Annotated in this window: 12 protein-coding genes; 7 read left to right on the top strand and 5 right to left on the bottom strand. The window is 70.3% G+C overall.

The genetic code is table 11. The features are described 5' to 3' along the window. Window positions 1-5: 5 nt before the first annotated feature. Entirely contained in the window at window positions 6-899 is an 894-nt protein-coding gene (locus ACIHFD_RS03915; RefSeq protein WP_397365443.1) for an SDR family oxidoreductase, read from the bottom strand. An 87-nt stretch (window positions 900-986) separates the two neighbouring features. Between ACIHFD_RS03915 and ACIHFD_RS03920 the strand changes: the two genes are divergently transcribed. Next, window positions 987-2747, top strand: coding sequence for a thiamine pyrophosphate-dependent enzyme (locus tag ACIHFD_RS03920; RefSeq protein WP_397365444.1), 1761 nt, complete (start codon window positions 987-989; stop codon window positions 2745-2747). On the opposite strand, the gene ACIHFD_RS03925 is transcribed toward ACIHFD_RS03920, so the two are convergent. Next, window positions 2716-3483 (bottom strand): IclR family transcriptional regulator, encoded by a 768-nt coding sequence (locus ACIHFD_RS03925; protein WP_397365445.1) that lies wholly within the window; start codon window positions 3481-3483, stop codon window positions 2716-2718. The genes ACIHFD_RS03920 and ACIHFD_RS03925 overlap by 32 nt on opposite strands. 79 nt (window positions 3484-3562) lie before the next feature. On the opposite strand from ACIHFD_RS03925, the gene ACIHFD_RS03930 reads away from it, so the two are divergent. The 4 genes from ACIHFD_RS03930 to ACIHFD_RS03945 are packed head-to-tail and all read left to right on the top strand — an operon-like array spanning window position 3563 to window position 7490. Further along, window positions 3563-4717, top strand: coding sequence for a 4-hydroxybenzoate 3-monooxygenase (locus tag ACIHFD_RS03930; protein WP_397365446.1), 1155 nt, complete (start codon window positions 3563-3565; stop codon window positions 4715-4717). Window positions 4718-4746: 29 nt separating this feature from the next. Continuing rightward, the gene (locus ACIHFD_RS03935; RefSeq protein ID WP_397365447.1) at window positions 4747-6033 is read left to right on the top strand and encodes a lyase family protein; all 1287 of its coding nucleotides are present in this window, start codon (window positions 4747-4749) and stop codon (window positions 6031-6033) included. Then, window positions 6030-7151: a 4-carboxymuconolactone decarboxylase gene (gene pcaC, locus ACIHFD_RS03940; RefSeq protein WP_397365448.1), complete on the top strand. Its 1122-nt coding sequence runs from the start codon at window positions 6030-6032 to the stop codon at window positions 7149-7151. Before ACIHFD_RS03935 ends, pcaC begins: the two co-directional genes overlap by 4 nt. Before the next feature lie 27 nt (window positions 7152-7178). Continuing rightward, on the top strand, window positions 7179-7490 hold the full coding sequence (locus ACIHFD_RS03945; protein WP_350722072.1) for a DUF6401 family natural product biosynthesis protein: 312 nt from the start codon (window positions 7179-7181) through the stop codon (window positions 7488-7490). A gap of 31 nt (window positions 7491-7521) precedes the next feature. Here the strand turns inward: ACIHFD_RS03945 and ACIHFD_RS03950 are convergent, their stop codons facing one another. After that, window positions 7522-8322, bottom strand: a complete 801-nt coding sequence (locus ACIHFD_RS03950; protein WP_397365475.1) for a hypothetical protein — start codon at window positions 8320-8322, stop codon at window positions 7522-7524. Window positions 8323-8455: 133 nt separating this feature from the next. On the opposite strand from ACIHFD_RS03950, the gene ACIHFD_RS03955 reads away from it, so the two are divergent. Beyond that, window positions 8456-8830, top strand: coding sequence for a VOC family protein (locus ACIHFD_RS03955; RefSeq protein WP_350722068.1), 375 nt, complete (start codon window positions 8456-8458; stop codon window positions 8828-8830). A gap of 621 nt (window positions 8831-9451) precedes the next feature. Continuing rightward, a complete protein-coding gene (locus ACIHFD_RS03960) occupies window positions 9452-11434 on the top strand; it encodes an NACHT domain-containing protein (RefSeq protein ID WP_397365449.1) in 1983 nt (660 codons plus the stop codon). Between the two features lie 107 nt (window positions 11435-11541). Here ACIHFD_RS03960 and ACIHFD_RS03965 read toward each other — a convergent pair whose 3' ends face one another. Both ACIHFD_RS03965 and ACIHFD_RS03970 read right to left on the bottom strand, forming a co-directional pair. Further along, window positions 11542-11934 carry a MerR family transcriptional regulator gene (locus tag ACIHFD_RS03965; protein ID WP_397365450.1) on the bottom strand — a complete coding sequence of 131 codons (393 nt, stop codon included), beginning with the start codon at window positions 11932-11934 and terminating at the stop codon, window positions 11542-11544. 48 nt (window positions 11935-11982) lie between these two features. After that, the coding region (locus ACIHFD_RS03970; RefSeq protein ID WP_397365451.1) for a zinc-binding dehydrogenase at window positions 11983-12438 on the bottom strand (456 nt) is incomplete at its 5' end.

Genomic DNA, 12438 nt, shown 5'->3' on the forward strand with positions numbered 1-12438 from the left:
AGGAGTCAGCCGCGGGTGGGGCGCTCGTAGCCCTCGTCGCCTCCGTAGACGTGCAGGTCGGGGTCCTGCTCCGGCTGGTTGGCGGGGCTGGTGGGCGAGGCGGTGTGCTCCGAGGCGAAGTCGTCGGAAACCTCGACCGGCTGCGGGAAGAGGTGGTCGTGCCAGGTGATCCGGCCCTTGGGCTCGGCGTCGGTCAGCAGCTCGCCGGCGCGCTGGGCCGCGTACAGGCTGCCGGGGAAGCGCACGGGCAGGCAGGGGCGGTGCAGGCCCTTGGCCTCCAGCCAGGTCCTGACCAGTTCGTCCGTGTTGAGCACTTGGGGGCCGCCGTACTCGATCTCGTCCATCGCGGGGCCCGCGGCGATCAGCTCGTTGAGGCGGGCCGCCACCTCGCCCGTGTGGACCGGCTGCCAGGGCATCGAGCGGTCCACGGCGAGCACGGGGAGCGACTCGAAGTCGCTCAGCCGCCGGTCGAGCGTCTGCTGGAAGTGGGTGGAGCGCAGGATCGTCCAGCCCAGCTCGCTCTCCGAGACCAGCCGTTCGGCCTCCAGCTTGTGCCGGAGGTGGCCGCTGGCCACGCTGTCGGCCCCGACGCACGAGGCGTACAGCAGGTGCGGGTACCCCGCCTGGCGGGCGGCGGCGACCAGCTTGCGCGTCCCGGCCACGTCCACGGCGCCGCGGCCCTTGCGGCCGCCGGTGGCCAGGTGCGCGATGACGTCCACGTCGCGTACGGCCTCCGCGAGGCCGTTGCCGGAGACGAGGTCTCCCCACATCCACTCGACGTTCCCGCGGGTCTCGCGCTTGGTACGGCTCAGCGCCCGCACCCGGTGGCCCGACCTGAGCAGCGCGGGCACCAGGGCGCCGCCCAGCGTGCCCGTTGCTCCCGTGACCAGAATGCGCATGACGCCCCTCTACCCGCGAATGCCTAGAAATGACAAGGAATCGGGTAAAAGCGTCTGCGACCTGCGGAGCGGGGTAGAGCGGCTCCCATGGCTCGAATCGCAGCGGAATCCCTGGTAGAGCGGCTCGCCGAGTGGGGTGTCGACACCGTTTTCGGCATGCCGGGCGACGGCATCAACGGCATCATGGAAGGGCTGCGGCGTCACCGTGACCGGGTGCGCTTCGTCCTCGTCCACCACGAGGAGGCGGCCGCCTTCATGGCCACCGGCTACGCCAAGGCCACCGGCCGGATCGGCGTGTGCCTGGCCACCTCGGGGCCCGGCGGCATCCACCTGCTCAACGGCCTCTACGACGCCAAGCTGGACCACGTGCCCGTGCTGGCGATCACGGGCATGCAGGAGACGTCCGTGCTGGGCACGGGCTACCAGCAGGAGGTGCACCTCGACCGGCTGTACGAGGACGTGGCCGAGTACAACATGATGATCACCAACCCGGCGCAGCTGCCCTCGCTGGTGGACCTGGCGATCAGGACCGCCTACGCGCGGCGCGGGGTCGCCCACCTCACGCTGCCCAACGACCTGCAGGTGGCCGAGGCGGGGATGGCCCCGTACCGGACCGTGGCACCGGCGCGGCTGCCGGAGACCGCGCCCCTCTACCTGCGCCCGTCCGGCCTGCCGCGCCAGGAGGACGTCGAATGGGCGGCCGAGGTGCTCAACAACGCCCGGCGCCCCGCCATGCTCGTCGGGCAGGGGGCGCTGCACGCCCGGCAGGAGGTGCTGGCCGTGGCCGAGGCGCTCGGTGCTCCCGTGGCCAAGACGCTGCCCGGCAAGGCGGTCATCCCGGACGACTCGCCGTACACGACGGGCGGGATCGGGCTGCTCGGCACCCGGCCGAGCGAGGAGCTGATGGACGAGGCCGACGTGCTCTTCATGGTCGGCACGAACTTCCCCTACTCCAAGTTCCTGCCGGAGCAGGCGCGGGTGGTGCAGTTCGAGGCGGACCCGACCAGGGCGGGGGCGCGGATCGCGACCGACGTGCCCGTGGTGTGCGACGCGAAGGAGGGGCTGCGGGCGCTGCTGCCGCTGCTCACCGCCCGGGACCGCCACGCTCACCTGCGGAAATATCAGGAGATGATGGACAAGTGGCGGGCCGACATGGACGCTCTGGAGAACCCGGACCGGGATCCCATCGCGCCCCAGTACGTCGTGTCCATCGTGGACGAGCTCGCCACCGACGACGCCATCATGACCTGCGACAGCGGCACCATCGCCACCTGGGCCGCCCGGCACTGGACGATCCGCGGCGAGCGCCAGTTCTACCTGTCCGGGACGCTGGCGACGATGGCCCCCGGGCTGCCGTACGCCATCGCCATGCAGCACGCCTACCCCGGACGGCAGGTCATCGCGTACGTCGGAGACGGCGGGTTCACGATGCTGATGGGCGAGTTCCTGACGGCGGTCCAGCAGCGGCTGCCGGTCAAGGTGATCATCAACAACAACAACTCGCTCGGGCAGATCCTGTGGGAGCAGATGGTGCTCGGCTACCCGGAGCACGGGGTGCGCTTCCCCGAGCCGGAGGCCGACTTCTCGGCCTGGGCGAGGTCGTGCGGCGGGTTCGGGGCCAAGGTCACCAAGTCGGAGGACGTCGCCATGGCGATCGGCCAGGCGCTCGCGCACGACGGCCCGGCGCTGGTGGACGTGGACGTGAACCCGAACGAGCCGCCCATGCCGGCCAAGGTCACCTACGAGCAGGCGAAGAGCTTCGCGCAGGCGTTCCTCAAGGGGCAGCCGCACAAGGCGGCCATCGCCACGACCCTGTTCAAGGACCGGATCCAGCGGCTGGGGGAATAGCCGCCGCGATCGCCGCCGCGGTGCTCAGCAGGGGGTCGATCAGCCGGGGCAGCTCGCGGGCGCGCCGTGAGGACAGCACGATGCCCAGGGCCGCCACGGGCCGCCCGTCCACCAGGATCGGCGCCGCCGCCGAGCAGGTGCCCAGGGTCATCTCCTCGTACGTCAGCGCGTACCCCTGGGCCCATACGACGGCCAGCTCCCTGGCCAGCCGGCCCGGCTCGGTGATCGTGTGCGGGGTGGGCCGTTCGAGCTTGCGCGCGAGATAGGACTTCACGAACCAGTCCGGCTCGTACGCCAGCAGCGCCTTGCCCACACCCGTCGGGTGCATCGGCAGCCGGCCGCCCGTCCGCGACACGATCGGCACCGCCCGCCGGCCGTACACCTTGTCCACGTACAGCACCTCGAGCCCGTCGCGCACGGCCAGGTGCACGTTCTCGCGCGTGGTCGCGAACAGCTCCTGCAGCCACGGATGGGCCAGGTCGTGGAGCCGGCCGGGCGCGAGCTGGCCCAGCTCCCACAGCCGCAGCCCGACCCGCAGCCGCCCGTCGGGCGCGCGGCTCAGCGCCTGCCACTCCTCCAGCTCGGCGACCAGCCGGTGCGCCGTGCTCAGCGGCAGCCCGCTGCGCCGGGCCACGTCGGTCAGCGTGAGCTGCGGATGGGCGGAGTCGAACGCGCCCAGGATGGCCAGCACCTTGGACGTCACCGAGCGCCCGCCCTCCCGGGCCCCGCCTGCCATGCGCCAATCCTGCACGGTTCTTCCACTGAGCGGAAGGGATATCTCGGCTGAAACAGGGTCGAGGCAGGATGCTTCCCTCATGCGAACTCAGGTCGGGATCATCGGGGCAGGCCCCGCCGGGCTGCTCCTTTCCCACTTGCTCCACCTGCGCGGCATCACCTCCGTGGTGCTGGAGAAGCGCAGCCGCGACTACGTCGAGCGGCGGGTGCGGGCCGGGGTGCTGGAGCAGGGCACGGTGGACACGCTGGTCGAGGCGGGCGTCGGCGAGCGCCTGCTGCGCGAGGGGCTGCCGCACCACGGCATCGAGCTCAGGTACGGGGGCGCGGGCCACCGCATCGCGTTCGAGAAGCTCGTGCCGGGCAGGTCCATCACCGTGTACGGGCAGCAGGAGGTGGTCAAGGACCTGATCGCGGCCAGGCTGGCGGCGGGCGGTGACATCAGGTTCGAGGTCGAGGACGCGGAGGCGCACTCGCTGGATTCTGGGCCCTATCTGACTTTCGGCGGCGAGCGGCTCGACTGCGACGTGATCGCCGGGTGCGACGGCTTCCACGGCGTGTCCAGGCCGGCCATCCCGGAGGGCGTTCTGAGCGTTTACGAGCGGGACTATCCCTTCGCCTGGCTGGGCATCCTGGCCAGGGTGGCGCCCTCGTCGGAAGAGCTGATCTACACCAGGACCGAGCGCGGCTTCGCCCTGCACAGCATGCGCTCGCCCACCGTCAGCCGCTTCTACCTGCAGGTCCCGGCGGACGCGCGGGTCGAGGACTGGCCCGACGAGCGGATCTGGGCCGAGCTGAAGGCCCGGCTGGAGAGCGTGCCCGGCTTCACGCTGACGACCGGCGAGATCATGGAGAAGGGCGTCACGCCGATGCGGGCGTTCGTGGCCGAGCCCATGCAGTACGGGCGGCTCTACCTCGCCGGCGACGCCGCCCACATCGTGCCGCCGACCGGCGCCAAGGGGCTCAACCTGGCCGTGGCCGACGTCCGCGTGCTGACCGAGGCGCTGGCCGCGTACTTCGCGGACGGCTCGACCGGGCTGCTCGACGGCTACTCCGACGCATGCCTGAAGCGGGTGTGGCGGGCGCAGCACTTCTCGTGGTGGATGACGACGCTGCTGCACACGTTCGAGGATGAGGACCCGTACGCGCGGCGGCTGCAGCTGTCGTACCTGGACTACGTGACCTCGTCGGAGGCGGCGGCGACCACCCTGGCCGAGAACTACGTGGGCCTGCCGTGAATGATGGCTTGACTGAGGAGGTGGACCGCGTGGGTTCTGACGGCGGCTTGCTCGCCCCGGTCTGGGCGGGGACGCGGGCGGAGGCGATCACCTCGGACGCGGCCTGGCTGCGGGCCATGCTGGAGGCCGAGGGGGCGCTCGCCCGCGCCCAGGCACGGCTGGGCCTCATCCCTTCTGAGGCGGCCGCGGCCATCGACAGGACGGCCGCCACGCTGGTGCTCGACCCGGCCGACCTGGCCCGGCGGGCCCGCCAGTCGGCCAACCCGGTCGTGCCCCTGGTGGCCGACCTGCGGCGGGCCGTGCCGGGCGCGGCGTCGTCCGTGCACCGGGGGGCGACCAGCCAGGACATCCTGGACAGCGCCGCCATGCTGGTGGCCACGCGGGCGATCCGCGGCATCGTGGGCGATCTGAGCGCGATCATGCGGGATCTCAGCGAGCTGGCCGAGCGGCACCGGGACACGGTGATGGCCGCGCGGACGCTGGGGCAGCAGGCGGTGCCGACCACGTTCGGGCTGAAGGCGGCGGGATGGCTGGCCGGTCTCATGCGCGCCCGCGCCCGGCTCCGGGAGCTGCGGCTGCCGGCCCAGCTGGGCGGCGCGGCCGGCACCCTGGCCGCGTTCGCCGAGCACGCGGGCGCTTCTTCCCCGGCAGCGGGCGCGCGGGGTGCCGATGCGGGCACGGCGCTGCTGCTGGCCGAGGTGTTCGCCGAGGAGATCGGGCTGGCGGCGCCCCCGATGCCGTGGCACGCGGAGCGCTCTCCCGTCACCGAGCTCGGCGCGGCGCTCACCGCCACGGCCCGCGCGCTCGGCAAACCGGCCACCGACATCGTCCTCATGGCCCAGACCGAGGTGGGGGAGGTGGCCGAGTCGTCGGCCGGCTCCTCGTCGGCCATGCCGCAGAAACGCAATCCCGCCCTGTCCGTCCTGGTCCGGTCGGCCGCGTTCCAGGTGCCCGCGTACGCGCAGATCCTCGGGCAGGTCGGCGAGCACGAGCGGGCCGCGGGGGCCTGGCAGGCGGAGTGGCTGCCTCTGCGCGAGGCGCTGCGCCTGACGGGCGGCGCGGCCGAGACCGCCGCCGAGCTGGTGGCCGGGCTGCGGGTCTTCCCCGACCGGATGCGGGCCAACGCCGAGCTGACCGGCGGCCGGCTGCTCGCCGAGCGCCTGGCCGCCCACCTCGACCGCAAGGCGCTCGACGAGGCCCTGTCCGCGGAGGGCCCGCTGCAGGACCACGCCGAACTGCTCGATCCTGCGGCTTACCTGGGGGCGGCCCCCGAGCTCGTTGATCGCATCCTCGCCACCTACCGGGAGCAACCGTGAAACTCCACCACCGCATCGACGGCCCGGCCGGCGCGCCGCTGCTGGTGCTCGGGCCCTCGCTCGGCACCACGATGGAGATCTGGCAGCCGCAGCTCCCCGCGCTCACCGAGTCCTGGCGGGTCCTCAGGTACGACCTGCCGGGTCACGGCGGCTCGGCCCCGGCCGCGGCCGGGTTCGCCATCGACGACCTGGCGCGGGCCGTGCTGGAGCTCGTCGGGGACGAGCGGTTCGCGGTCGGCGGCGTCTCGCTCGGCGGTGCGATCGCCTCCACCATCGCCGTCAAAGCTGCGAACCGCGTGCGCAGCCTGGTGCTGTGCTGCACGTCGGCCAAGTTCGGCGAGCCGGGGCCGTGGCTGGAGAGGGCGGCGCTGGTGCGCGGCAAGGGTCTGGCGGCGCTTGTGCCGACGCTGAGGACCCGCTGGTTCACCCTCGGCTTCGACGGCCAGGGGGTGTTCGACCGGTTCGTGGAGGTGGACGCCGAGTCGTACGCGGCCTGCTGCGAGGCCATCGCCGCCTTCGACCTGACCGGCCGCCTGGGGGAGATCACCGCGCCCACGCTGGTGATCGCCGGCTCCGAGGACCCGGCCACGCCGCTCGACCACGCGCTCACGCTGGCCGGCGACATCCCGGGCGCGTCCCTGACGGTGGTGCCCAGGGCCTCGCACCTGGCGAACGTGGAGCGCCCCGACGCGGTGACCGCCGCCGTCCTGGGCCACCTGCGCAGCGACGAGCCCGCCGAGGGCGCCTTCGCGGCGGGCATGCGCACCAGGCGGGAGGTGCTCGGGGACGCGCACGTCGATCGGGCGGTCGCTGCCACCACCGACTTCACCCGCGAATTCCAGGAGCTGATCACCCGCTACGCATGGAACGACATCTGGAACCGGCCCGGCCTGGACCGGCGCACCCGCAGCTGCGTCACGCTCACCGCGCTCGTGGCCAGGGGGCAGATGGAGGAGCTCGCCATGCACGTTCGCGCGGCTTTGCGGAACGGGCTCACGCGCGAGGAGATCAAGGAGGTGCTGCTCCAGACGGCCGTCTACTGCGGGGTTCCGGCCGCCAACGCCGCCTTCGCGGTGGCCCGCCGCACGCTCGCCGACATCGACGCGGAGGGCCGCTGACCTTGGGGGATGCTTTAAGGTTGTTTGGTGGTCTTTGAGGAGGGTTGGGCGATTTCGCCCCTGCGCTGGCTGATGAACACGCTGGGCGATGCCCAGCTCGCCCGGATGGACGGCGACCCCGGCCTGGTCGCCGCGGTCGACCAGCACGCGGCGGTGCTGCGCGACGCCATCCCGCTGGACCGGGAGACCCTGGGCGACTACCTGCTGGGCTTCCTCGACGAGCTGCGGGAGCGCGACTGGATCTTCACCGGCGAGCCGGACGCGGCGGCGCTCCGGCTGACGGCGGTCTGCTGGCTGGCCCGCGAAGCGGGTTTCCTGGAAGACGGCCTCCCCGCCTGACCGATCGGCCCGGGTCAGGCGGGCGGGCGGTTCAGTCCGGAGGCATCTCGGAGCGCGGCGGGGTGGTCGGAGCGCCCGGAGCTCCCGGGGTCGCCGGGGTGGTGCGTACAGGCTCCCCTGCCATCGTGCGGGCGTCCTCACGCCCCCGCTGGTACGCCTCCGCGTGCGCCCTGGCCTGCGGGGCCTCCCGCTCGATCCGGCTCAGCCAGCGCTCCCAGCGCTGCTGCATCGGGCGGACGAGCCCGCCGCCGATGCCGATCGCCACGATCGCGCCGATGGTGGCGAGGACCGTGATCAGCACCGGGGTCGTGACCGTGGTGGCCACCCCGATCTGGTTGAGCGCGGCGATGATGCCCAGCGCCCAGATGAAGACCGCCGCGGCGGTCGCCACCCAGCGACCGTAGGTGAGCCCGCCGAGCGCGCCGGCGATGATGTCCCTGACTCCCATGGCGATGGCGCCCGCCACCACGATGATCACGATGGCGACCAGGGCCGCGGGCAGCCAGCCCACCACGCTGTTCAGCATCGACGAGATCGGGTTCGGCCCGAACACGCTGAAGGCCAGCTGGAGGGTGACCAGCAGGATCGCATAGTAGACGATCTTGGCGAGCAGGCTCCGGGCGGTGTACTTGCTCTGTTCCAGCCAGCGCCGCACGCCGCTGCGCTCCACCGCCCGGTCGAAGCCGACGCGCTCGAGCACCTTGTCGACGATCTTCTGCAGCGCCTTGGCCACGAGCCATCCGATGATGAGGATGACCAGGAACGCGACCAGCTTCGGAACGAACGTCGCTATCTGCCGCCAGGCATCCGTGATGCCCTGGCCTATGTTGATGTCCACGGTTTCCTCCTGTGAGGAGCCACTGCAACGGCGCTACCCGTACATAAACCGTGTATGCACACAGAGCAGTCGAAACTTCGCATAAGGCGACATTTCGGACAAATTCTCCCAGGCTAGGATGATCGACATGCATCGCAGCCGGGTCTACGCCCTTCTGATCGACACCCCCGCCTCCGAGGCCGAGCAGGCGTCGGCGTTCTGGGCCGCGGCGCTGGGCGCCAGCGCGCACCCGCTTCCCGGGTACGAGCAGTTCACCTCGTTGCACGGTGCCGTTCCCGGCCTCGACGTGGCGGTCCAGGCGGTGGACGACGCGCCGAGGCTCCACCTCGACATCGAGACCGACGACGTCGAGGCCGAGACCCGGCGGCTGCTGGCGCTCGGCGCGACGGAGGTGTCGCGGTGGCAGGAGTGCCGCATCCTGCGGGCGCCCGGCGGGCACCTGCTCTGCGTGCTGCCCGCGGAGAGCGACCGGTTCGAGGCGGAGGCGAGGACCTGGCCCTGACCCTGGATCCCCGAGTAGGTGGGCCGGGCTCACCCACCCCTTGCCCCCCTGGGTGGTGACGCGACTGACGCCCGCCCCGAACCAAAGGTGCTCGCTTCGCTCGCGCGGTCTCCCAGGCGGGCTGAAGCCCGCCCCCCGTTCGTCCTCGCTCCGCTCGGTCGTCTTCCAGAACGCTTTCGCCCCTGATTGTCCGGCGGGAAGCCGGAATTTCTCGGCGAGGCGAGGCGAGGCGAGGCGAGGCGAGGCGAGGCGAGGCAGGCGCAGCCGGACTGTGACGGCATCGTCGGCCCGATACCAGGGCTGAGCTACCCGATGCGCCCGCAGTACTCCAGCCTTCGGGCCAGGAATAAAACGGACCTGCCCGCGTACCGGGAGGTTTCGAAACGTTGTCCACCAGCCTTCAGGCCGGGGGAGTGCATCAAGGACGCGCACAAGGACACTGCCGAAGCCCGCCCTCGGTTGTGGCATTAACAGTGTGCGGCCGTGGCCTGCGCGTGAACCAGAGCGTGACTCTTTCCTAATGATCAACCTTTCGATTGGGGCCGCATAGTTACGCGGCGACGCGACCGTTCGCAGGATGGGGCTATGGGACGCCAACGGGGCTCTCAATGGCCTACGGCGGTGCTCGTTGCGGTCCTGGCAACGCTCGTCGTGGTGATCATCGTCATCGTCGCCACGTGGGCAATTCACGGCCCGGAGCCGGCGGAGAAGATCGGATCGGTGGCCGCGCTCCTGCTCACGACGTTGATGTTGGCACCCAAGGCCATTGCCTGGTGGCGGCGGGCGACAAAGCCGGCCCTGCCCCTGACCGCCGTCGATGTCGAACGGGCCAAGGACATCCTGGCGCGACAAGTGGGCGCACAGTGGAAACACGAGGCCGCCCTGCGGTCACTAGGCGACCCGCACCCGATCCCCGTCCCGTGGCGGCTCACCGAACACGATGAACTCATGGACCATCCCCGCCTGATCGCCAGCGGCGTACTGGCGTTCAGCGGCCAGGGCGCCGACATCGCCCACCTGACCAGCGGCTTTCGCGCCCTGCGATGTCGGCGCCTGGTGATTCTCGGCGGCCCAGGCGCAGGGAAGACGACCCTGGCGATGCAACTGCTACGGGAACTCATCCAGACCCGCCAGCCAGGCGAACCCATCCCGGTATTGCTGTCAGCGGCCCGCTGGGACACCGAGACCTACCCACGGCTCCACGACTGGCTGGGCAAGTGCCTTGGCATGGATTATCCGGATCTACGCGCAGAAAGGCCCGGCTCAGACACGCCGCGTACCCTGGCGGAGGGCAGCGAGATCCTGCCCGTACTCGATGGGTTGGACGAACTGCCCGAGAAAGCCCGCACCATGACGCTGGCCGCGCTCAACAGTTCGATGGACGAGTGCGACCAGTTGATTCTCACCAGCCGCTCCACGGAGTTCAGGCAGGCGGTCGAGGCGAACGAGGATGTTCTCACCGCGGCGGCGGTCATCGAACCCCAGCCGCTCACCCCCGATGTGGCCGCCGATTACCTGGAGGCTTGCCTTCCTCCAAAGCCCAAGCCCACCTGGACGGGGGTTCTCCATGCACTACGCAAGGAAACAGCGCCGGCGCTGGTCGGCATCGCTTCCACACCGCTGGGCCTCTGGCTGATCCATGCCACGTACATCCTTGCCAGACGCGACCCGGATCCGATCTTGCATGACCTCCGGTTGCGGGATCCGCCCTCGCTGCGTGCCCATCTCTTTGATCAGCTCATCCCCGCCCTTATCGCATCGCGCCTGCCGTCGGACGATCCCGCGGAGCCCTTCAGACCTCACCGGAAATGGGATCCCGACCAAGCGAGACGCTGGCTGACCTATCTCGCCCGCCTCACCCGTGACACCCGCGACCTCGCCTGGTGGCGCCTGGCCGGTTACACCCTCCGTCCCGGCGCAGTGCGGCTCGTGGTCGGGATCATCACAGGGCTGCTAGGCGGCCTCCTATACGGGCTCTTTGCACTGCCGAATGGGATCGGCGACGCGGTCGCACTGGCGCTCGTGGCGGGAGCCTCGGTCGGAATCGTCTCTGCCCTCTTTGCGAAGGTGTGGCTCAAGGACACGCCTGGACGTGCCTATCTCGGTCTCCGGGGAAAAATTCCATCCGGCGCTCATCGCGTCCGAAAGGAGATCATTTTTGGTGGCCGGTTCGGCCTTCTGGTCGGGTTCGTTTTCGGGGTCTTCGAGGAGGCTCGTCGAGTGCTTTTCTATGGCAACCTTTCTCCTCGTGCAGAGACGCTAAGAAGCTTTTTTGAGAGCGGGCTCTCCAACGGGGTTTTGTTCGCAATCTCCGGTGCTCTTGCGTTCGGGCTCGTTGCAATGGCGGAACGACCCGCACTGGCTCGCACCGCCAGCAGCGCGATCTCCACCTGGGGCGCTGACAGAACACTCACTTTCGTCAAGACGATCTTTTCTGGACTAGTGACGGCGCTCACCTTCGGGGCCGTGTTCGTGGCTATACATGACCGTGTTGGTATGGAGCCAACGCTTGCGGCCGTACTTGGGGTCCTACAGGGGCTGATTGTCGGACTTGCCGGCGGACTTGTGACCGGTAAGCATCATGCGACTTCCCACCGTTCATAGCAGCGCTGGAGTCGGTTGAAGGCGTGCACCAGGCGTTGTCGCTCGATGTGCCAACGCCCCAGCAGGAGCCCAACGATCCGGTCATAGCAGTCCGCGGCACCTCGTCATCAGGTGGCCCGCTCGTCTGCGGTGTCGCCAGGTGCCGCCGGCCAGGGCATGCGGTGGACAAGGCTGTCGCGCAGCCGGGTGAGAGTGGCGATGCGCTTCTCCAGCTCAGCCACCCGCTGCGCGGCGACGGCGTTGCTGGCGGCGCACGGTGGCGCATGGCAGAACACCTCGGGCAGCTCAGCGTCGAGATGGTCCAGCAACGACTTCACGTCTTCGACGGTGAACCCGCAGGCCAGCAGCTCACGAATGTTGCGGACGCGGAGGGTCGCACCGGGCTCGTACACGCGATGTCCCGCAGTCGTACGGCCGCACTCCAGCAGGCCCTGCTCCTCGTAGTAGCGCAGGGCACGGGTCGTGGTTCCGGCCTCCGCGGCCAGTTCACCGATGAGCATCACAGGCACCTCCGAGTCCACCCGCACGGCTTCACGTACACGTCAAGGTCAAGTCCCGAGCCGGACCACCGTCTTCCCGGTGTATGCGCCCTCCACGAGATCGAGGAGGGCCTGCGGCGCGTTCGCGAGCCCGTCGATCAACGTCTCGTCGTAGACGATCGCGCCTTCGCTCAGCCAGGTACGGAACTGCGTGTCGAACTCCGGAGCACGGTCAAGATGATCGCTCGTGGTGAAGCCGCGCATGGTGAGGCGCTTGCCGATCACGCCGAGCAGGTCGCCCGGCCCGTCGCCAGGACGGCTCTTGCCCTGCCGGTTGAGGGCTCCGCACAGCGCGATGCGGCCATGCGGGTTCATGACCTCGATCGCGGCATGCAACTGTTGGCCGCCCACGTTGTCGAAGTAGACGTCGATGCCTTCGGGGGCGGCCTCGCGCAGCCTGTCCACGATCGGGCCGTCGTGATAGTCGAAGGCCGCATCGAACCCGAGTGTGCCGGTCAGATGGGC

Source organism: Nonomuraea sp. NPDC051941 (assembly GCF_044593615.1).